This is a genomic window from Cryptosporangium japonicum (assembly GCF_039524755.1).
Taxonomy (GTDB): Bacteria; Actinomycetota; Actinomycetes; order Mycobacteriales; family Cryptosporangiaceae; genus Cryptosporangium; species Cryptosporangium japonicum.
Map to the genome: position 1 here is coordinate 307987 of NZ_BAAAGX010000003.1, position 21685 is coordinate 329671.

The 21685-nt window shown below is 72.4% G+C and carries 9 protein-coding genes; 1 reads left to right on the plus strand and 8 read right to left on the minus strand.

What is annotated here, in order from left to right:
• Positions 1-17: 17 nt before the first annotated feature.
• The 6 genes from ABD437_RS03045 to ABD437_RS03070 form a co-directional block, all read right to left on the minus strand.
• Positions 18-10664, minus strand: a complete 10647-nt coding sequence (locus ABD437_RS03045; protein WP_344647174.1) for an SDR family NAD(P)-dependent oxidoreductase — start codon at positions 10662-10664, stop codon at positions 18-20.
• On the minus strand, positions 10661-13678 hold the full coding sequence (locus tag ABD437_RS03050) for a type I polyketide synthase (RefSeq protein ID WP_344647175.1): 3018 nt from the start codon (positions 13676-13678) through the stop codon (positions 10661-10663). Before ABD437_RS03050 ends, ABD437_RS03045 begins: the two co-directional genes overlap by 4 nt.
• A 27-nt stretch (positions 13679-13705) precedes the next feature.
• Positions 13706-14125 carry a VOC family protein gene (locus ABD437_RS03055; protein ID WP_344647176.1) on the minus strand — a complete coding sequence of 140 codons (420 nt, stop codon included), beginning with the start codon at positions 14123-14125 and terminating at the stop codon, positions 13706-13708.
• A gap of 98 nt (positions 14126-14223) precedes the next feature.
• Positions 14224-14955 carry a thioesterase II family protein gene (locus tag ABD437_RS03060; protein WP_344647177.1) on the minus strand — a complete coding sequence of 244 codons (732 nt, stop codon included), beginning with the start codon at positions 14953-14955 and terminating at the stop codon, positions 14224-14226.
• A 79-nt stretch (positions 14956-15034) separates the two neighbouring features.
• On the minus strand, positions 15035-15793 hold the full coding sequence (gene fabG, locus ABD437_RS03065; RefSeq protein ID WP_344647186.1) for a 3-oxoacyl-ACP reductase FabG: 759 nt from the start codon (positions 15791-15793) through the stop codon (positions 15035-15037).
• 15 nt (positions 15794-15808) lie between these two features.
• Complete coding sequence (locus ABD437_RS03070; protein ID WP_344647178.1) at positions 15809-16105, minus strand: hypothetical protein; 297 nt, start codon at positions 16103-16105, stop codon at positions 15809-15811.
• A 597-nt stretch (positions 16106-16702) separates the two neighbouring features.
• Between ABD437_RS03070 and ABD437_RS03075 the strand changes: the two genes are divergently transcribed.
• Positions 16703-19468, plus strand: coding sequence for a LuxR C-terminal-related transcriptional regulator (locus tag ABD437_RS03075; RefSeq protein WP_344647179.1), 2766 nt, complete (start codon positions 16703-16705; stop codon positions 19466-19468).
• Positions 19469-19528: 60 nt separating this feature from the next.
• Here ABD437_RS03075 and ABD437_RS03080 read toward each other — a convergent pair whose 3' ends face one another.
• Together ABD437_RS03080 and ABD437_RS03085 are read right to left on the minus strand one after the other, a co-directional pair.
• Positions 19529-20410: an SAM-dependent methyltransferase gene (locus tag ABD437_RS03080; RefSeq protein WP_344647180.1), complete on the minus strand. Its 882-nt coding sequence runs from the start codon at positions 20408-20410 to the stop codon at positions 19529-19531.
• 174 nt (positions 20411-20584) lie between these two features.
• A partial coding sequence (locus ABD437_RS03085) for a hypothetical protein (protein ID WP_344647181.1) occupies positions 20585-21685 on the minus strand: 1101 nt, incomplete at its 5' end.

Consider the following 21685-nt stretch of genomic DNA (forward strand, 5'->3'; position numbering starts at 1 on the left):
TCCCCACTGTTGTGCCGTCAGGTCTCGCCGCCGTCGAGTGCCACCTCGATCAGCTGGTCCAGGTCCATCGCGTCGAGGTCGGCGCGGAGGTGCTCACTGGCGGTCGGGTGGTCGTCGCGGCCGTCCGTGCCGCCGGCCGGACGTCCGGCCAGGCGGAGAAGCGGGTCGAGCAGCCCGGCGCGACGGAGCTCGTCGACCGGGATCCCGGTGAGCGCCCGGCGCACCTCGTCGTCGGGTGCCTCCGCTGCGGCGTTCTCGCCGTCGCCGCCGTCGCCGTCGCCGAGGAGTTCGTCCACGACGTACCGGGCAAGTGCGGCCGGTGTCGGGTGGTCGAACGCGACGGTGATCGGGAGGCGGAGGCCGGTGACCCGGCCGAGCCGGTTACGCAGCTCGAGGGCGGTCAGCGAATCCAGGCCGAGTTCACGGAACGCCCGGCCGGACGGGATCGTCCCTGTGCCGCCCAGCACCGCGCGAAGCAGATCGATCAGCAGCTCCTCGACCAGAGGGATCCGCCGATCACCCGGGAGGGCCGAGAGCCGTTCCCGCAGCGCCGGTTCCGCCGGCGCGGGCACGGTTTCGGTCGCCGTCGGCACCAAGCCGCGCAGGAGCGGCGTGAGATCACCGGCGGAGGCGCGCGTCCGGAGCGTGAGCTCGTCGAACCGCACCGGGACGGTGACGGCCGCACCGTCGGCGACGGCACGGTCGAGCAGATCGACGGCGTCCTGGCTGGACAGTGGAGCGATTCCCAGCCGCTCGTCGCGCCGCAGGTCGACGTCGCCGAGCCGACCGGCCATTCCCGCCTGCTCGTCCCAGAGGCCCCAGGCCAGCGACTGGCCGGCCAGCCCGTCCTGGCGCCGCCGGGTGGCCAAGGCGTCCAGGAACGTGTTGGCCGCCGCGTAGCCGCTCTGCCCGGCCCCGCCCAGCAGGCCGGCGACCGAGGAGAAGAGGACGAAGGCCGACAGGCCGCAGTTCCGGGTGGCCGCGTGCAGGGTCAGTGCCCCGCCGACCTTCGCGGCCAGCGCACCGGCGACCTGCTCAGGCCGCAGCGTCTCCAGCACCCCGTCGTCGAGACCCGCGGCGGCGTGGACGACAGCGGACAGCGGATGCGATGCCGGCATCGACGCCACGAGCGCGTCGACAGCGGCCCGATCGGTCACGTCACAGGCGACGATCTCCACGTCGGTGCCGCGCTCACGCAGTTCCGCCCGGAGTTCGGAGGCGCCGGGGGCGTCCGGGCCGCGTCGGCCGACCAGCACCAGTCGTTCGACGCCGTTGTCCGCCAGGTGCCGGGCCACGGCGGGTGCCAACCCACCGCCGGCCCCGGTGACGAGCACCGTTCCCGGTGGACTCCAGCGTGGCACCGACACCGGCGCGGTGATCGGCACCAGCCGGCACCCGAGCACCCGTCCGCCCCGGGCGAGAACCTCGTCCTCGGCGGCGGCAACGGCGTCGGCGATCGCCCCGGAGTCGGCCGGGTCGGCGTCCAGCAGCAGAAACCGGCCGGGGTTCTCGATCTGCGCGGAGCGGACCAGCCCCCACACGGTGGCGTGCACGAGATCCGTGATCCGGTCCCCGACCGCGCCGGTAGTGCGGACCACGAGGCGGGAGGCGGCGAATCGCTCGTCGTGGAGCCAGGCCTGGAGCGTGGCGAGCACGTGCTGGGTCGCCACCCGGACGGCGTCGGCGAGGCCCGGATCGTCCGGCCCGATCGTTGCCGGTTCGAGGTGGAGCACGACGGGGCCGGTCACCGCGCTCGCGTCGAGGCGCGCCAGGTCGCCCGCGCCCCGGATCCCCGCGGGGACCACGGCCGGTGCCGTCCGCCCAGGCAACGGCGTCCACTCGGGGCGGTACAGCCGGCCGGTTCCGGGGTCGGCGGCGCGCCGGAGGTCGTCCGCGGAGACCGGCCGGGACGCGAACGCGGCGACCGAGAGCACGGGACGCCCGTCGGCGGTCGTGGCTGTGACGCGGAACCGGTCGGGCCCCGCCGGGCTGATCCGGACCCGCAGCGTGCCGTCGTCCGCGGCGGAGACGGTGAGTCCTTCCCACGAATACGGCATCCGGGCCTGGTCCGGGTCGGCGCCGGGGACGAGCTCCCGGACTTGCAGGACCGCGTCGAGCAGCGCCGGGTGCGGGCCGGTCCACCCGGCGTCGTGCGCGACGACGTCGGGCGCCACCACCTCGGCGTACGTGTCGTCCCCCAACTGCCAGACGGCACGCACGCCCTGGAACGCCGGGCCGTAGTCGACGCCGAGCCCCCGCAGCCGGGGATAGTGGCCGTCGACGGGCCGGGGTTCGGCGCCGGGTGGTGGCCAGGCGGTGACCGGTCCGGGTACGGCGCCGGCCCCGTCCGAGAGCACACCGGTCGCGTGGCGTGTCCACTGCCCACCGGGGAGGCGTCCGTAGAGGTGGATCGGGCGGCGCCCGTCCCGCGCCGGCCCGACCGTGGCCTGCAGGTCGACCGGCGCCCCGTCGGGGACGGTGAGCGGGGTCTCGAGGACCAGTTCCTCCACGGTCGCCGACCCGGCGGTCGCGGCCGCGTGACCGGCCATCTCCGCCCAGGCGCTGCCGGGCATCAGCGTGGTGCCGAGAACACCGTGATCGGCGAGCCAGGGGTGGGTCCGGGTGGACACCGCCCCGAGCAGCACCCAGCCGTCCTCGTCCGCGCGCGACACCGCGGTCGGCAGAAGCGGGTGACCGCCGACCGCGCCGGTCCGCGTCGCCGGAAGCCAGTAGCGGGCGCGCTGGAACGGGTACGTCGGCAGGTCCACGCGGTCCTGGCCGCGGTAGCGGCCGGCCCAGTCGACCGGGGCGCCGTGGACCGCCGCGTCGGCGACAGCGGCCACGATCTGGCCGGTGTCGTCCCGGCCGCGCCGGAGCGTGCCCAGTGTGACGGCGGCCGGTGCTACCTCATCGAGGGTTTCGCGGATCCCGGCCGCCACCACCGGATGCGCGCTGATCTCGAGGAAGATGTCCGCGCCGCCGACGGCCAGCGCCCGGATACCACGCGCGAACTCGACCGGCCGGCGCACGTTCTCGTACCAGTAGCCGGAGTCGAGGTCCGCGGCGCCGACCGGGCGGTCGTACACGGTCGAATGGAACGGTACGGCGGGCTCGGTGGCCCGGATCTCGCCCAGCTCTTCGCGCAGCTGGGCCTCGATCCGCTCGATCTGCGGTGAGTGCGACGGGTAGTCGACGGCGATCCGCCGGTTCCAGATCCCGTCGGTGGAGAGCCCGTCCGCGAGCGCATCGAGCGCGCGCTGTTCACCGGCCACGACGACCGAACGCGGACCGTTGACCGACGCGATCGCGAGCGCCGTTCCCCAGGGCCGGATCCGGGTCGCGGCCTGCTCGACGGAGAGCGCCACCGAGTGCATCCCACCGGTGCCGGACAGCTGCCGGAGCGCCCGGCTTCGGACGGCGACGACGCGGGCCGCGTCGGGCAGTGCGAGCGCACCCGCGACGCACGCGGCCGCGATCTCACCCTGGGAGTGCCCGATCACCGCGGCCGGTCGCACGCCGTACTCGCGCCAGACGTCGGCGAGGCCGACCATCACCGCGAACAATGTCGGCTGCACGACGTCGACGCGGGTCAACGGGGGCGCGTCGACGGCTCCGCGCAGGACCGCGGTGAGCGACCAGTCGAGGTGCGGTGCCAGCGCCCGTTCGCACTCGGCGATCCGGGTGGCGAAGACCGGCGACTCGTCGAGCAGCCGACGGCCCATCCCCTCCCACTGCGCCCCCTGACCGGGGAAGACGAAGACCACTCGCGGCGGCGCTCCGGATACCGCCGGGCCGGTCACGACCCCGTCGGCGTCGGCCCCGCGGGCGAGGACGGCCAGCGCGTCCAGCAGCGTCGGGCGGTCCGGCCCGCTGACCACCGCGCGGTGCTCCAACGCCGGACGCCCCGCCAGCGTGCGCGCGACCGCCGCCGGCGCGACGCCGGGTTCCCGGTCCAGGTAGGACCACAGCCGCTCGGCCTGGTCACGGAGGGCCGCCGGGGTGCGGGCGGACAGCGGCCAAGCCAGGACCGGCGGCACCGTCGGCGGGTCGCCGGGCCGTGCGGCCGGTGGTTCCTCGAGGATGACGTGCGCGTTCGTGCCGCTGATGCCGAACGACGAGACCGCGGCGCGGCGCGGCCGGTCCGGGCGCGCCGGCCAGGCCACCGGCTCGGTGAGCAGACGAACCTGGTCCGTCCAGTTCACGTGCGGCGTCGGCGGATCGGCGTGCAGCGTGCGCGGCAGGAGCTCGTGACGCATCGCCAGGACCATTTTGATGACGCCACCCACCCCGGCGGCGGCCTGGGTGTGACCGAGGTTGGACTTCAGCGAACCGAGCCGGAGCGGCCGATCGGCCGGTCGGTGCTCTCCGTACGTGGCGATCAGCGCCTCGGCCTCGATCGGGTCGCCGAGCCGGGTCCCGGTGCCGTGGGCCTCGACGGCGTCGACGTCGGCGGGGCGGAGGCCGCCGGTGGAGAGCGCCTGGCGGATCACTTTCTGTTGCGCCGGTCCGCTCGGCGCGGTCAAGCCGTTGGAAGCGCCGTCCTGGTTGACCGCCGAGCCGCGGATCACCGCGAGGATCGGATGATCGTTCCGGCGGGCGTCGGAGAGTCGTTCGAGGACCAGCATCCCGGCGCCCTCGGACCAGCCGGTGCCGTCCGCGGCCGCCGAGAACGACTTGCACCGCCCGTCGGCGGACAGGCCCCGCTGGCGGCTGAACTCGACGAACGTCGCCGGGGTCGCCATCACGGTGACACCACCGGCCAGCGCCAGCGAACACTCACCGGCGCGCAGCGCCTGGCCGGCCAGGTGCAGGGCGACCAGAGAGGACGAACAGGCGGTGTCCACGGTGACCGCCGGGCCCTCCAGCCCGAACGTGTACGCGGTCCGGCCGGAGAGCACGCTGCCGGCCGAACCGGTCAGGAGGTAGCCGCCCAGCGTCTCGGGGGCCTCGTGGGGCCGACCGCCGTAGTCGTGGTACATGAGTCCGGCGAACACCCCGGTCGCGCTCCCACGGAGGACCGCCGGGTCGATCCCGGCCCGTTCGAGCGCCTCCCAGGACGTCTCCAGCACCAGACGCTGCTGCGGGTCCATCGCCAGCGCTTCCCGGGCGGAGATGCCGAAGAATTCCGGGTCGAAGTCGGCGGCGTCGCGGAGAAACCCGCCGGACCGGGTGTACGACGTCCCCGGCCGGTCGGGATCCGGGTCGTACAGCGCCTCCAGGTTCCACCCGCGGTCGTCCGGGAAGCCCGCGATCGCATCGGTGCCGTCGGTGACCAGGCGCCACAGGTCGTCGGGCGACCGGACGTCTCCCGGGTAGCGGCAGGCCATGCCGACGATGACGATCGGGTCGTCGGCGGGCGCCGGGCTCGCTACGGCGGGTGCGGGTGCGGCCGGGCTCGCCCCCGCGGCGAGCAGGAGTCGAGCCAGCTCCCGTGGCGTCGGGTGATCGAACACGACCCCGGCGGGCAACCGGATGCCGGTGGCGGCTCCAACCGCGTTCCGCAGCTCGAGGCTGGTCAGCGAGTCCAGGCCCAAGTCCTTGAACGACCGGTCGGCCGCCGCGTCGGCGACGCCCGGCGTATAGCTGAGCACGCCCGCCACGTGGTCCAGCACGAACCGGACGGCCGCGTGCTCGCTCTCCGGTGCGGACAGGTCCCCGGCGAGCCAGGCGGGGCGGGTCCCGGTCCGCCCGGCCGCGCCGGAGCGGGGCCGAACCAGCGGCCGGAGGAGCGCCGGGACGGTGCGGGGCCCGTCCGACTCCGACGACGAGCGCTCCACGCGGATCGGGACGAGATTCGGCTCGCGAGAGGCGCAGCCGGCGTCGAACAGCGCCAGACCGTCCGCGATCGAGATCGGCGCCAGACCGGCCGTCGCGAACCGGCGCACCGCGACGTCGTCGAGGTCGGCCGCCATTCCCCCGCCCGCCTCGCCGCGCTGGTCCCAGGGCCCCCACGCCAGCGCGGTGGCCCGGTGACCGAGCGCGACGCGGCGGGCCGCGATCGCGTCCAGGGCCGCGTTGGCGGCGGCGTAGTTGGCCTGACCGGCCGTCCCGACCACGCCGACGACCGACGAGAACACGACGAATGCCTGCAGCTCCCGGGCCCGGGTGAGCGCGTCGAGATGCCGTGCGCCGTCCACCTTGGCCCGTGAGACCACCGCCAGCCGGTCGGGGGTGAGCCCGCTCACCGTGCCGTCGTCGAGCACGCCCGCGGCATGGATCACGACCGCGAGTGAACGCTCGGGCGGAATCGCCGCGAGCACGGCGGCGAGCGCGTCGTGATCACCGACGTCGGCGGCGACCGCTTCGGCGTGCGCACCGGCTCCGGCAAGCTCGGCGACGAGGTCGTCGGCGCCGTCGGCGTTCGGACCCCGGCGGCTGACGAGCAGCAGATGACGGGCACCCCACGCGTCGGCCAGGTGCCGGGCGATCACTCGGCCGAGACCACCGGTGCCGCCGGTGATCAGCGCGACGTCGTTCGGGCCGAGCCGGGGGTGCTGTTCCGCACCGGACCGCGGATCGCCGTCGGCCGACAGGTGCGGAGCGGAGGCGACGCCGTCGCGCACCGCGAACTGGGGTTCGCCGGTGTCGACGCCGGCCAACAGGGTCGAGACGTCCGCCGGTTCGAACGTCCCGACGTCGGCGAGCGTGAAACGCCCCGGGTGTTCGGTCTGGGCGGATCGCACCAGACCCCAGACCGCGGCGGCGTCGACGTCGGGTACCTCGCCCGGCTCCACGGCTACCGCGCCGCGGCTGACGAACACCAGCCGAGGCTCCGACGGACGGTCCGCGGCCAGCCAGTCCTGCACCATCGTGAGAGCCTCGGCGGCCGTCGGAGGGCAGGCGACGAACAGATGCTCGGATTCGGTCGCGGTCAGGTCCGAGCGGACGGCCACGGGACGACCGGTGCGCCGCAGCGCCTCCGCCAGCCCGGTTCGGTCCCGGTCCACGACTTCCAGGCGGTTCGTCCCCGGACGCGGGCCGGCGGCGATCCGCAGCGGCGACCAGCCCACCCGGAAGAGCGCGCCGTGGCGTCCGGACCTCAGCGACGGAGCCGGTCGCCAGGTCAGTGCGCCCACCGACAGCACCGGCTCGCCCTCCGGTGTGGCCACCTCCACCGACCACCGTGCGTCGCCGACCGCCGTGATCCTGGCCCGCAGCGCGGTCCCGGCCGGACGGTGGACCGCCACGTCGCTCCAGGAGAACGGGAGCCGGGGCTGCTCGACCAGCTGGTCGGAATCCGGCGTCAGCCCGGTGGCCTGGAGCACGGCGTCGAGCAGCGCGGGGTGCACTCCGAACCGCCCCGGCTCCGCCGCGTCGGGCAAGCGCACGTCGACGAAGACGTCGTCGCCGGCCCGGCTGACCCGGTGCAGTCCCCGAAATGCCGGACCGTAGCCGAAACCGGCGTCGGCCAGACGTGGGTAGCGCCCGTCCAGGTCGACCGGCACGACCTCCCCCGGCGGCCATTCGCCGAGTGACGGGGGTGGAGCTCCGTGCTCCGACGAGCGCAGCGTCCCGTCAGCGTGCCGCGTCCAGGTCGGTTCCGCCGACCCGTCGGAATCGGCTTCGGCGTGCACGGTGACCCGGCGCGCGCCGCGCTCGTCGAGCGCTCCGATCAGCACCTGGAGCCGGCGGGTGCCGTCGTCCGGAAGGATCAGCGGCGCTTCGATCGTGAGTTCGTCGACGTGCCCAGCGCCGACGTCCGCGCCGGCCCGGAGCACGATCTCGAGGAACGCGGTGGCCGGCAGCACGGTCCGGCCCCCGATCGTGTGGTCGGCCAGCCAGGGCTGATCGCGAACGGAGAGCCGGGCCGTGAAGAGCCAGCCGCCGGTCTCCGGCACCGGTGTGCCGGCGCCCAGCAACGAGTGCGGCACACCGACGAGCCCGAAGGCGGACGGGTCGGTGATCGCGCGCGTCCGCAGCCAGAGCCGGTCTCCCCCGAACGCGTACGTCGGTAGATCGGGCCGGGCGGAGCCGTCGAGCAGCCGCTCCCAGCGAACCGTCGCGCCGCGGACGTGGGCGTGCGCCAGCGCCGCGGCGACCGTGTGGCCCTCCGGGCGGCCGGTACGCAGCGTCGGGACCGCGACCGGCGCGGACCGGTCGCTGGCGGTGAGGCACTCCTCGGCCAGCGCCGTGAGTACGCCGTCCGGTCCCACCTCGAGGAACGTGGACACACCGCGCTGCTCGAGCCAGCGGATCCCGTCCGCGAACCGGACCGTCCGCTCGACGTGCCGGACCCAGTACTCCGGGTCGCACAGCTCCGTGTCCGGTATCGGGGCGCCGGTGGCGTTGGAGACGATCGGTGTGCGCGGCGGATGGAACGTCAGGGTCCGCGCGACGGTCCGGAAGTCCGCCAGCATCCCGGCCATGTGCGCGGAGTGGAACGCGTGCCGGACCCGGAGCCGGCGGGTTCGCCGGCCCTCCGCTCGTCGCCGCTGGTCGAAGTCCTCGATCGCGGCGCGGTCACCCGAGACGACGACCGAGCGGGGGCCGTTGACCGCCGCGACGGAGAGACCGCTTCCCTCCCGGTCGAGCCATTTCTCGACCTCCCGTTCGTCCGCCCGGACCGCGAGCATCGCGCCGACGGCGGGCAGGGCACGCATCAGGCGGCCGCGCGCCGACACCAGCCGGCACGCGTCCGGCAGCGAGAGCACGCCGGCGACATGTGCCGCCGCGAGCTCGCCGATCGAGTGGCCGAGCAGGTAGTCCGGGACCAGACCAGCGGCCTCCAGCAGCCGGAAGACACCCAGTTCGACGGTGAACAGGCCGGCCTGGGTGAAGTCGGTGTGGTCCAGTGCCGCCGCGGACTCGGTGCCGGGATCGGCGAACAGGACCGGCGCCAGCGGACGGTCCAGATCCTCGTCCAGATACACGCAGGCCGCGTCGACCGCGTCGGCGAACACCGGGCACGACTCGTACAGTTCCCGGCCGGCCCCGGCCCGTTGGCTGCCCTGCCCGGAGAACAGCACGGCCACGCGTCCGGCCCGGTGGACGACGCCACGGACGACGTCCGGTGCCGCCCTACCCTCGCGCAGCGAGGCGAGCCCGTCGCGCAGTGCCGGGCCGGTCGGGCCGAGCACCACGGCCCGATGTGTCAGCGCGGCACGGGTGGTCGCCAGCGTGACCCCGATCCCGTGGTCGTCGTCCTCGGACACGGCCGCGAACTCGGCCAGACGTCCGGCCTGCCGTCGCAGGGCAGCGTCGTCGGCGCCGGAGAGCACCCACGGCACCACCCCGAGATCCACCGGCCGGACCGGCGCCGGGCGGTCGACCGGCACGGCGGGAGGTGCCTCCTCCAGGATGAGGTGGGCGTTCGTGCCGCTGATGCCGAACGACGACACCCCGGCCCGCCGTGGCCGGTCACCGGCGGGCCATTCGCGCGCAGCGGTGAGCAGGCGCACCGCGCCGGCCTCCCAGTCGACGTGCGGGGACGGACGATCGGCGTGCAGGGTGGACGGCAGCACCGAGTGCCGGAGCGCCTCGACCATCTTGATCACTCCGGCGACGCCGGCTGCGGCTTGTGCGTGACCGATGTTGGACTTCACCGACCCCAGCCAGAGCGGGGCGGTCCCGGCCGGTCGTCGGCCGTAGGTCGCGAGCAGGGCTTGTGCTTCCATCGGGTCGCCGAGCGGCGTGCCGGTGCCGTGTGCCTCGACCGCGTCGACGTCCGCCGCGGTGAGCCCGCTCGCCGCCAGCGCGGCCCGGATCAGCTGCTCCTGCGCCACCGGGTTGGGAGCGGTCAGACCGTTGCTGGCACCGTCCTGGTTCAGCGCCGACCCGCGGATCACCGCCAGCACCGGGTGCCCGGCCCGCTGCGCGTCCGACAGCCGCTCGAGGAGCAGGAGACCCGCGCCCTCGCCCAGTGCGGTGCCGTCGGCCGCCGCGGAGAAGGGCTTGCAGCGCCCGTCCGGAGCCAGGCCGCGCTGGCGGGTGAACTCCACCAGGATGCCCGGGGTGGAGAGCACCGTGACCCCGCCCGCCAGGGCGAGATCGCACTCCTGACGACGCAGTGCCTGCACCGCGAGGTGCAGGGCCACCAGGGACGACGAGCACGCGGTGTCGATCGTCAGCGCCGGGCCGGCGAGCCCGAACGTATAGGCCAGCCGACCGGACGCGACGCTCGTCGTGGTGCCGGTCAGCAGATGTCCCTCGGCGTCGGCGGGTGCCAGCGCGGCCGGGGCGTAGTCCTGAGGGATCGCGCCGACGTACGCGGCGGTGCGGCTCCCGCTCAAGCCGGTCGGGTCGAGCCCGGCCCGCTCCAGCACCTCCCAGGCGACTTCGAGGAGCAACCGCTGCTGGGGCTCCATCGCGACCGCCTCGCGAGGCGCGATGCCGAACAGTCCGGCGTCGAATCGGGTGGCGTCGTCGAGGAACGGCCCGCGGTCCACCGAGACCGCTCCCGGACGTTCCCCGTCCGGGTCGTACAGCGTGCCGAGGTCCCAGCCGCGGTCGCCGGGGAACGCGCCGATCACGTCCCGCTCCTCGGCCACGACGCGCCACAGGTCCGCCGGCGAGGCGACGCCGCCGGGGTAGCGGCATCCCATCGCCACGATCGCGATCGGTTCGGCGGCCGCACCGCTCAGCGCGGCGTTGTCGCGGCGCAGCCGCTCCCCCTCCTTCAGGGCGCTGCGGAGCGCCTCCACGAGTTGTTCTGACGGCACGTTCATCGCCACTCGGTGCTCCCCGTCGCGGTACCTCCGATCGGCTCGGCGCCCGGGCCGCCGAGCGCGAGTCGGATGAGTTCGTCGGCGTTCATCGCGTCCAGCGGGTCGGAGTCCCCGACCGGCGCCGCCGGAGCCGGTGGCTGCTCGCCGCGCAGCACCGCGGCCAGCGCGGTCGGTGTCGGGTGACCGAAGATCACGCCGACCGTCCACCGGCGGCCGGTGGCGGCCCCGAGGCGCTCGCCGAGCTCCACCGCGGTCGCCGAGTCCAGGCCCAGTTCTTTGAAGGTGACGTCCGGCGGCACCTCGTCCGCCGCGCCGTAGCCCAGCACCGCCGCGACGGCGGAGAGCACGATCTCCAGCGGATCGCGGGTCGCCGGCGCGAGCGGCGTGTCCGATGGTTGCGGTATCCGGCCGGTCAACCGGCTCCGCCGGAACGGATAGGTGGGTAGCGGCACCCGGCGCGCGCCGGCGCCGAAGGCCGCCGGCCAGTCGACCGGAACGCCGGCGACGAACGCCGACGCCACTGACGACAGCAGTCGCGCGGGGCCGCCGTCGTCCCGCCGGAGCGAGCCGGTCACCAGCACGTCCCGATCGGCGGCCGACTCCGTGACCGCGCCGACCAGCAGCGGGTGCGGGCTCATCTCCAGCACCGCCCCGTACCCGTCGGCGAGCAGACCCCGAACGGTGTCCGCGAGCCGGACCGGTTCACGGACGTTGCGGTACCAGTAGTCGGGACCGAGGCGATCGGGCGCCAGCCGCCCGGCGGTCACCGTGGAGTAGAACGCGACCTCGGTGCTGCGCGGCTCGATGCCCCGCAACGCCGCGAGCAGCGGTTCACGGATCGGCGTCATCAGCGGACTGTGCGACGCGTAGTCGATCGGCACGCGTCCGGCACGCACCCCGTCGGCGCTCAGATCCCGGATCAGCGCGTCGACCGCCGCGACCGGACCCGCGACGACGGTCGAGGCCGGCCCGTTGACGGCCGCGACGACCAGCCCGTCGCTCCCGGCGGCGATCCGCGCGGCGACCACGGCCTCCGGTAGCGCCACCGACGCCATGCCGCCGGTCCCGGCGAGCTCGCGGAGCAACCGGGACCGGAGTGCGACCACCTGCGCGGCGTCTTCGAGCGAGAGGGCACCCGCGACGCACGCGGCGGCGATCTCGCCCTGCGAGTGACCGATCACGGCCGCCGGACGGACCCCGAGCGAGCGCCAGACCGCCGCCAGCCCCACCATCGTGGCGAACAGGAGCGGCTGGACGACGTCGTCCCGGTCCAGCGGGACCGCACCGTCGACCGCGCCGGTCAGCGAACACTCCAGCGAGGCCTCAAGCGCGTCGATCGCCTCGGTGAACCGCGTTCGGAACACCGTGCTCGTCCGCCGCATCCCCTCGGCCATCCCCGGCCACTGGCTGCCCTGCCCGGGGAAGAGGAACGCGACACGGGAGCGATCGGACACCCGGCCGGTCCGGACCGCACCGGACGGTTCCCCGGCGGCGAGTCGGCCGAGGGCAGCCAGACCCTCGTCACGCCCCTCCGCGACGACGACCGCCCGGTGGTCGAACGCGGTGCGAGTCGTCGCGAGTGAGAAGCCCACCTCCGCCGGATCCAGCGCGGGCCGAGCCGCGAGATGGTCGTGCAGGCGACGGGCGTGTGCCCGCAGATCGCTCTCGTCCCGGCCGGTGACGATCCAGGGGACGACCCCGGACTCCCCCGGCCGCACCGACGCCGCGACGACCGGCGGTGCTTCTTCCGCGACGACGTGGCAGTTGGTGCCGCCCATCCCGAAAGCGCTGACCCCCGCCGACAGCGGACAGTCAGCGTCCGGCCACGGCTCGGTTCCGGTCACCACCCGGATGCCGCGTTCCGCGAGCCGGAGCGCGGGATTCGGCGTGACGTGGTTGCGCGATCCGGGCAGTATCCGGTGGTGCAGGCTCAGTGCCGTCTTGAGCAGGCCGACGAGACCGGCGGCGCCTTCCAGGTGCCCGACGTTCGTCTTAGCGGAACCGACCGCCAGCGGTTCCGTCCGGTCGGGCCCGAAGACCGCGCCCAGCGCGGCGGCCTCGACCGGGTCACCGACCGGGGTGCCGGTGCCGTGCAGCTCGACATACTGAATCCGCGCGGGCTCGGTGCCGGCGTCCGCGTGGGCCCGCCGGAGCACCGCTTCCTGGGCGGCCTGCTCGGGCACCGTGAGGCCGGCCCCGCCGCCGTCGTTGTTCATCGCGCTTCCGGTGAGCAGGCAGTAGATGCGGTCGGAGTCCGCGATCGCGCGCGCGACGGGCTTCAGGACCAGGCACACCGCCCCCTCGCCGGGTACGTAGCCGTTGGCCCTGGCGTCGAACGTGTAGCAGGTGGCGTCCGGTGAGAGCGCGCCGATCTTCTCCGCTCCGGCCAGCCGCGGGCCGAGCAGGTTGAGGTTCACCGCGCCGACCAGCGCGGTCGTCGACTCCCCGGCCAGCAGGCTCGTCCGGGCGAGGTGGACGGCGGACAGACCCGACGACTGCCCGGTGTCGACGACGAGGCTGGGTCCGGTCAGCCCGAGGACGTAGGACAGCCGGTTGGCGATCATTCCCCGGTGCGTCCCGGTGAGCGTGTGCGGGGACGGCACGCCACCCCGTCCGTACGCGGTGGTCTCGTGGTCGTCCCACATTCCGCCGACGAACACACCGACGGCGTCACCCCGGATCGACGCCGGGACGGCGCCCGAGTCTTCCAGCGCCTCCCAACCCAGCTCGAGCATCAGTCGCTGCTGGGGATCGATCGCGGCCGCCTCGCGGGGTGAGAGGCCGAAGAACGCTGGATCGAACCGGTCGACATCGGTGAGATAGCCGGCCCGGCGGCCGGCCCAGCCGGAGTCGCTGTCGGCGTGCCGGTCGGCCGGGGGAAGGCCGATGGCATCACGGCCCTCGACCAGGAGGCTCCAGAAGGCGTCCGGATCGGGGGCACCGGGCAGCCGGCAGGCGACGCCGACCACAGCCACCGCCCGGGTCACCGCCGGTCGCGGTGGTGTCGTCGGCATGTCACCTCCTCGGCTCGCGGCCCGGACTCAGGACTCTGCGGCCGCGGGGCCGCTCCCGGACGGGCCGGCCGTCCACGGCTGGGAGTAGATGCCGATCTGGTGCCCGGACGGATCCTCGAGGTGCGCCCACTCCATGCCGCCGGTACGCGGGTCCGTCTCGAGCGGCCACCGGACCTTGCCGCCGGCCTCGACCGCCTTCGCGCACACCGCGGCGACGTCCTCGACCTCGATGCAGATCACCAGCCAGTTGTACGAACCCTCTTTGACGCGGTTGTCCCACAGCGTTCCGAAGATTGAACCCTCGGCCGGTGTCCGGATGATGCTGTACGGATTCCCGTGGCCCTCGGAGAATTTCCATCCGAACGTTTCACCGTAGAACCTCTCGATTTCCTCCGGAGCGTCGGTGGAGATCTCGAATCCCGAGACGCCATTGATCAACCGATACATGCCGGCTCTCCTGAATCTCTCGGTTCCCGGATCCTGACGCAATGCTGCGCCCAGCCTAGGAAAAGCGCCTTGCGGCGACCTTGCGGAATCCGCGCCAGTCAATCGACGGCGAGTCGGCTCCGAATCTTCCGCACCACTCCGTCGGCCTGGTCGCCGAGATAGAAATGACCACCGGGGAATATCGTGAGATCCGATTCTCCGCGCGTGCATTCCCGCCACGCGCGGGCTTCTTCGATCGTGGTCCGGGGATCGTCGTCACCGACCAGGACATGGACGGGGCAGCCGACGGTACGACCGGCCGACGGCCGGTACCGCTCGATCGCGGTGTAGTCGCTACGCAGGGCGGGCAGGATCATCTCGAGCGTTTCGGGATCGTCCAGGATCCGGGTGTCCGTGCCGCTCAGTCGTCGCAGCTCAGCGATCAGGCCCGCGTCGTCCAGCAGATGGACGCCTTCCTCGCGGTGGCGGTGCGGTGCCCGGCGGCCGGAAACGAACAGCGCGCGGACCGCGGTCCCGTCGTTCTCCAGCCGGTACGCGATCTCGAACGCCAGCGTGGCGCCCATGCTGTGGCCGAAGAACGCGATCGGCGCGTCGGTCAGCGGGCGCACCGCCGCGGTGATCTCGTCGGCCAGTTCATCGATGTCCTCGATGCACCGGTCCCGCCGCCTGTCCTGGCGGCCGGGGTATTGCACGATCCGGACGTCCACCCCCGGGGACAGCGCCTTCGACAGGGGGAACAGATAGCTGGCGGACGCGCCGGCGTGCGGTAGCCCGATCAGCCGTATCGCGGGCTCGCCGCCGGCTCCCCGGTGGAAGCGCCGGAGCCACACGTCGGTGCCGGTGGTGTCCGTCGTCATCAGGTGTCTCCTAGTACTCGGTCGTCCATGGCCCGCCGCCGCCCTCCGGCGATCACCGGGCGCCGCCGTTGACGTAGAGCGTCTGACCGCTGACGTACGACGCGTCGTCGCTGGCCAGGAACGCGATGACCGCAGCGATCTCAACTGGCTGCCCGACCCGGCGCAGCGGTGTCCGGTCCGCAGCTTGCTGCTGGTGCTCCTCCGGGGTGACACCGACCCGCCGTGCGGTGGCCTCGGTCATCCCGGTAGCCACGTATCCGGGAGCCACCGCGTTGACCGTCACGTTGAACGGCCCCAGCTCGATCGCCAGCGTCGCGGTCAAGCCCTGGATGCCGGCCTTCGTGGCGGCGTAGTTGGCCTGGCCACGGGCCCCGAACGAGGAGCGGCTGCTGAGGTTGACGATCTTGCCGTAGCGCGCCGGCACCATGTGTTTCTGCGCCGCGTGGCAACACAGGAAGGTACTGGTCAGATTGGTCCGCAGCACCGCGTCCCAGTCGTCATAGGACATTTTGAAGAGCAGGTTGTCCCTGGTGATTCCGGCGTTGTTCACCAGGACGTCGAGCTTGCCGTGTTCGGCGACGATCCGGTCGAACACGGCCGCCACCTCGTCCCGGTCCGACACGTCGGCCCCGTAGGCGCAGGCGGACCCGCCGTCCGCCGTGATGTCGGCGGCCACGAGCTTTGCCGTGTCCTCACGCAGGCCGACGACCGCGACGGTGGCTCCCTCGGCCGCCAGCCGCCGGGCGGTGGCAGCGCCGATGCCGCGGGCGGCGCCGGTGACCACCGCGACCCTTCCGCTGAACCTCTGCAGGTCGGCCACGGGTGACTAGCCGCGGGTTCCGACGATGCGGAAGGAACCGAAGGTGCCGACCTCGACCTCACCGGCCAGCTCGTCCCCGGTCACCGTCACCCGGAACCGGCTGGTCATCGGGAACGGCTCGCGCCGATCGACGGTCCAGGAGGCCACGTCGCCCTCGACGGTTCCCTCGGTGATCTCCACCGTCGTCCCCATCCCGGTGTAACTGCCGGCAAGCTGATCACCGGTGCCCACGAAGTCCGCCCGGGCCGGCTGGTCCCCGCTCGGGCTCTGGATCCGCAGGTCCCATGCTCCGTCCACAGTCATGTGAGGTCTCCCGTCGTCGCGCCGTCACCGTCGAACCGGTGTTCGCGGCGTCGCCAAGCTAAGTCGCGTCGACCGGCGGCCCCAACCCCTAAGGTGCCCGGCGTCCGGGAGAGCCTCCGGAGCCCCTACCCGGCCCGGGACCGGTCCGCCCGGCGCTACCCCTACCCGGATCAGGAAAGCTGGTTCCCGGGGTCCCCGAGCACCGTCGGGCCGCCCGTCCCGACACCTGCGGACGGCGTGTCGCTGGTGACCCTAGGTAGTTGGTCGCGTGCCGAAAGCACGCATTGCCCAGGCGACGCATTGATCTCGCGGAGCCGCGCGCGCCGTGTCCTGCACCCACCGTCATGACCGTGCGCGCCGTCCGCGCCGGGTCGGCGACATCGTCGCGCGTCCGTTCCGACACGAATCGGAAACCCTCCCCGACGACCCCACCCCCTATTACAGGTCCCCATCGTTGCCGCCGCCACGAAACGGGTGGCAGACTTCAACTTGTCCATCTTGATCGGTCGTGAAAACACACCGCGCAAGCAATACCGATTGATTCGAATAGCGCCAAGATCGCATGCCTAGTCCATGGGGGACTCGGGGAGTGACAGCATGACGTTGGTAGAACGGCATCGACAATTCGATCTATTGACTCAGGTATGGAACAGCGCCCTGGACGGATCCGGGCGCGTCGTCACGGTGACCGGCGGACCGGCCAGCGGCAAGACTGCTTTCTTCCAAGAATTCACCGAACGCGCCGTTGACCATGGCGCACGATTTCTGGGCGCAGTGGCGTCCCAGAGCGAACGGACGCATCGGTTCGGGGTCACGAGCCAGTTGTTCTCCGCCCCGGACTGCCCGGAGAACGTCCGGATGCGCATCGTCCCACTGCTGCAGGGCTCGGGCGACGACGTCTCCCCCCAGCTTCTGTACACGGTCTGCACCGCTCTGTTGGAGCTGGCGAAAAAGGGGCCGTTGATCATCGGTGTGGATGACGTACTGGACGCCGATCCGGCGTCCTGCCAGACCCTCGTCTACATCGCCCGGCGTATTCGGACGGCACCGATCATGCTGTTACTCAGCGAGACGTTGATCCGGTCGCCGGACCGATCCCAGTTCACGGCCGAGTTGACCCGCCAGTCCGATCCCCATCGAATCCGTTTGGACCCGCTGTCGCCGGACGGGGTGGCGGACTACCTCGCCGCCAAGCTGGGCTCCGTGGTCACACCCCGCTTCGCCGCCGCGGCGCACGCGCTGACGGGAGGGAATCCGCTCCTCACCGAGGCGCTGCTCCTCGATCACGGGCCGCGCGCGGACGCCACCTCTCCCGGCGACGTCGACGATCGGCCGACCGGCACTCCGCTGCCCGCGGTCGGTCACGCGTACCGCGAAGCGTTGATCGACTGCATCAGCCGGTACGGCCCCGAGTTCCTCCGCGTCGCCCGGGCGATCGCCGCGGTCGGCGACGCGGACCAGGTCCGGTTGCTCGGTGAGCTCGCCGACGTCGACACCGGCGTCGTGTCCTGGGTCGTCGACGCGTTGAACGTCTCCGGAATCCTCGACAACGGACGCTTCCGCCATCCGGAGGGACGCGCCGCGGTTCTCCGCTGTCGCACCGAGCCCTCCTCGGCGGCGATCTCGCTCCGCACCGCCGAACTGCTCTACCGGGACGGCGCCATGCCTGCTGCCGTCACCGAGCACCTCCTCGCCGCTCAGGCACCACCGTCCGACTGGATGGTTCCGGTGCTGGCGGAGGCCGCGAACCAGGCCTTGCAGGAGAATCAGCCCGACTTGGCGTTGCAGCAGCTGCGCCTCGCGCTGCAGGCTGACGGGCTGAGCGAGGAACGCCGCGCCACCCTCCACGCGCTCCAGGCTCGGACGCAGTGGCAACTGGATCCCGCGACCTCGGCCCGGCATCTGACCGTCCTCGCGCACGACGTGGACGCCGGACACCTGACCGGCAACGAGGCCACCGTCGCGTCCCTGCTGCCGCTCTGGCTCGGGCGGCCGGATGCCGCGGTCGCCGCGCTCGCCCGGTGCGCCGAGACGTTCCCCGCGAACCGCCCGGGTCTCTCCTGGGAGACGACCCGGCTCTGGTTGAGTCTCATCTATCCCGGCGCCCGATCGAGCGTCGCCGCCATCGGGGCCGGTGGTCCGGAGCACGGCGCGGGGGCGACGTGGGACGCGACGGTCGAGGCGCTCTCCCTACTCCACGCGGTGACCACGGCCGGGTCCGACGATCGGAACGCCCAGCAGGCGGATGCTCTGCTGGGACGTCTGCGCACCGGCACCCACCGGACCGAGGCCGTCGTCGCCGCTCTGATGAGCCTGGTCTACGCCGACCGGGCCGACCGCGCCGACGCCTGGTCGGCGCTGTACCTCGCCGAGTCCGCCGGCAACATCCCCCCGACCTGGCGCGCGGTTCTCACCGCTGTGCGCGCGGACATCATGTACCGGCTCGGGCAGCTTCCCACTGCCCTCGACCTCGCCACCGACGCTCTCACCGAGCTGTCCCCGGAGAGCTGGGGCGTTCTGATCGGCCTGCCGCTGTCGACCGCCGTGCTGGCCGCGAGCGGGATGGGACAGCATCACGTCGTGCGCGAACTCCTGCGGCGGCCGGTCCCTCCGGCGATGTACGAGACCCCGTTCGGCCTGCGGTACGTATACGCACGGGGCCGTCACTACCTCAACGCCGACAAGCCGCATGATGCGTTGATCGACCTGCTCGCCTGCGGCAACCGGGCGCGCGAGTGGGAGATGGACGTACCCGCGCTGGTGCCGTGGCGGGCCGACGGCGCCCACGCCTACGTCCGGCTCGGCTGCCGCAAGGACGCGCACCGGCTCGTCACCGAAGCCTTGCCGTCGTCGGTTCCGCAACGCTCGAGCAGCTACGGCGTCCTCCTGCGGGCGCTGGCCGCCGGCTGCGAGTCCGAACGCAAGATTGGGCTGCTCACCGAAGCCGTGGCCGTCCTGGAGAAGACTGCCAGCCGGATGGAGCTGGCCGACGCGCTGAGCGATCTCGCGAACGCGCACCACGAGGCCCGCAACCCGTCCCGGTCGGCGATGATAAAAGCCCGAGCAGAGCGCCTGTACGAGGGCTGCCGGGCTTCGCTCGAGCGTCGGCTGGTGCCGCGCCGGCTGCGGGACCCGGGCGCCGAGCGCCCCCCGTCCCGGCTGAGCCGGCTCACGCTGCAGTCGCTCAGCGATGCCGAACAGCGGGTGGCGGTCCTGGCCGCCCGGGGCCTGTCGAATCGCGAGATCTCGGCGCAGCTCCACATCACCCGCAGCACGGTGGAGCAGCATTTGACCCGGGTGTACCGCAAGCTACAGATTCGTCGCCGCACCGATCTGCCGCAACTGGTGCAGCACCCCGCGTGACAGCACGGAAAGGGGCCGCCGGATCACGATCCGGCGGCCCCGCTGGCAATTACCGGGAATTCACCGGAGCACGGGCTTGCGGCGACCGGCCACGATCGCGCAGCCGATTACGTTCCCCATCGCGAACGGCGTCATGACGTTCTTCAGGGTTTCCATCATCCCGGGTCCGAATTTGCCGCTGATCTCTTCGGAGCTGCGCTCGATCCCGTTCTGCATCGCGTCGTAGGTCCGATCGGTGTGCGCGCTGACGTCGAGCAGTTCGTCGATCTCGATACCCGCGTCGCGGCAGAGCTCCCGATAATCCTCCAGGCGCACGACCGACTGGGTCATGAACGCGGCCGGCGAGGTGGACTCCTCGGCGTCGACCCGGATCAGGTCGGTCAGCGCGATGTGACCGCCCGGCCGGACGACTCGGGCGATCTCGCTCAGCGCCGCCTTCCGCGGCATGTGCACAATCGACTCGAACGCCAGCGCGGCGTCGAACGAGCCGTCGTCGAACGGCATGTCCAGGGCGTTGACGACCTGGAACGACACCCGATCGGCCAAGCCTTCGGCCGCGGCGAGCGCATTCGCCTCGTCCACCTGGTTCTGGTTGATCGAGATGCCCAGGACGCTCGCCCCGGTGGCCCGTGCCAGCCGGATCGCGGGCTTCCCGATGCCACAGCCGACGTCGAGAATGCGTGCGCCCGGGCCGACCGGCAATTTGCTGATCATGATGTCAGTGAACCGGTCCGTGGCCACCGACACCGAACTGCCGTCGTCGGCGTCCAACCAATAGCCGAAGTGGAAATTGTCGTCCCAGTACTTACGGAGCAAAGAATTGTAGACGTCGTAGAAGTCAGAGACCTGGCCGGGCGTCGTGGTCGGAACGGATGCCGTCATCGTCGTCTCCCTGATTCGGTTCCGGCGCTCACCATACGAGCGCCGGAAAACCGAGAGCAACCGCGCGCAGGCCGTTGACAGGCAAGTACAAGCGAATTGCAAGTCGAGCCCTCGGGGCCGACTGCGTGCTATGGGATGGGCCGTGAGCCGAAACGCGTATCCGGTAGGGCCCGGATGGCGATTTCTCAGGTCGTTCCTGCCGGCCCGCCGATCGTCGATCGGCCCCGGGGCAAGTCATCGACCGGAGGGGCACCGCCCCGCTCGAGTCCCACGCCCGAACGCCAGCCGTTCGACCCGACCGTCCTCAGTCAATACGAACGCACGTTCGCCGAGCGGTGCATGACCAGCCCCACTACCGCTGCCGCTACCCCAACGAGTACGCACACCCCTTCCGCTGATCGCGTTCGGTGTCGACCACGAGTTCTGCCAGCGCGACCGGAACCTGCGTCTCGGGCTGTCGGAGTGTCGCTGCGATCTTCTGGTAGGCCTCCGCAAGCAGAACGCGGCTCCGGGCATCAACGCCGGCGACGCGCTCAACTGCGGTGCATCCGGAAGCGACGGCTCGGCCTGGGCTTTGCCCATCGTCGCGATTGCGGCCCCGAGACTCAAACTCAGATACTCCTGGAGCGGAGGCAGCAGCGCCGAATCGAGCAGCGATGCCTCGGCGTCGAGTACTGCAACTCGTGCCGGACGCCCTCGATCTGGGTTGAAGGCCTCTTGGTCACGGAGAATCTCGCCGTCTTCCAGCCGACGCCGACCGGACGCCACTGTGACCGTCACTTCGGCAGTGCCCCGATCCAAGCGAGGCTGCACCGAGTCCACCACCAAGTGCCGGCAGATGCGCTCGCCATCAGGTGCCTGCCATCGCAGCAATCCCGCCGCCAAGACGAACTCCACCTCGTCGTCTTGCTGCTCCAGCATCTTCGCAGCCCGTTCCAGCTGCTCATACAACGTGCGCTGTTGCTCAAACAGCTTCTGGGCTCGCGACCACTCGCTGAGCTTTGCCGACCAATGAGCGAACTCGCGCTGCACTGCAGCCGGAGGAGGCGTCTGCGACTCGGTAGGCTCCGAGGTCGGTCCAGCCTCGACCAGCTGCGGTGGGCCGCTGCCCGTCCTGTCTGTCGCCGGATCGATCCACCCGTCGAGGCGAGCCGGACGCACTGGAATCGGCATGGGCCGGGGAGGGCTCATCCGCAGCAATACGTCATCGCTTGGGTTGGCAGACAGCCGGACGCCCTGGGGTAGATCGTCCAACCACACGATCAGGTCCGGCGCGCCTAGGGCCTGTTTGAATTGCTGGTCAGCGCAGCCATTCGTTGATCGCGGCGATGTGCA

Excerpts from the sequence above, each read along its gene's own strand:
- ABD437_RS03045 (WP_344647174.1), bottom strand. The coding sequence starts at position 10,664 with ATGAACGTGCCGTCAGAACAACTCGTGGAGGCGCTCCGCAGCGCCCTG.
- ABD437_RS03050 (WP_344647175.1), bottom strand. The coding sequence starts at position 13,678 with ATGCCGACGACACCACCGCGACCGGCGGTGACCCGGGCGGTGGCTGTG.
- ABD437_RS03055 (WP_344647176.1), bottom strand. The coding sequence starts at position 14,125 with ATGTATCGGTTGATCAATGGCGTCTCGGGATTCGAGATCTCCACCGAC.
- ABD437_RS03070 (WP_344647178.1), bottom strand. The coding sequence starts at position 16,105 with ATGACTGTGGACGGAGCATGGGACCTGCGGATCCAGAGCCCGAGCGGG.
- ABD437_RS03075 (WP_344647179.1), top strand. The coding sequence starts at position 16,703 with ATGACGTTGGTAGAACGGCATCGACAATTCGATCTATTGACTCAGGTA.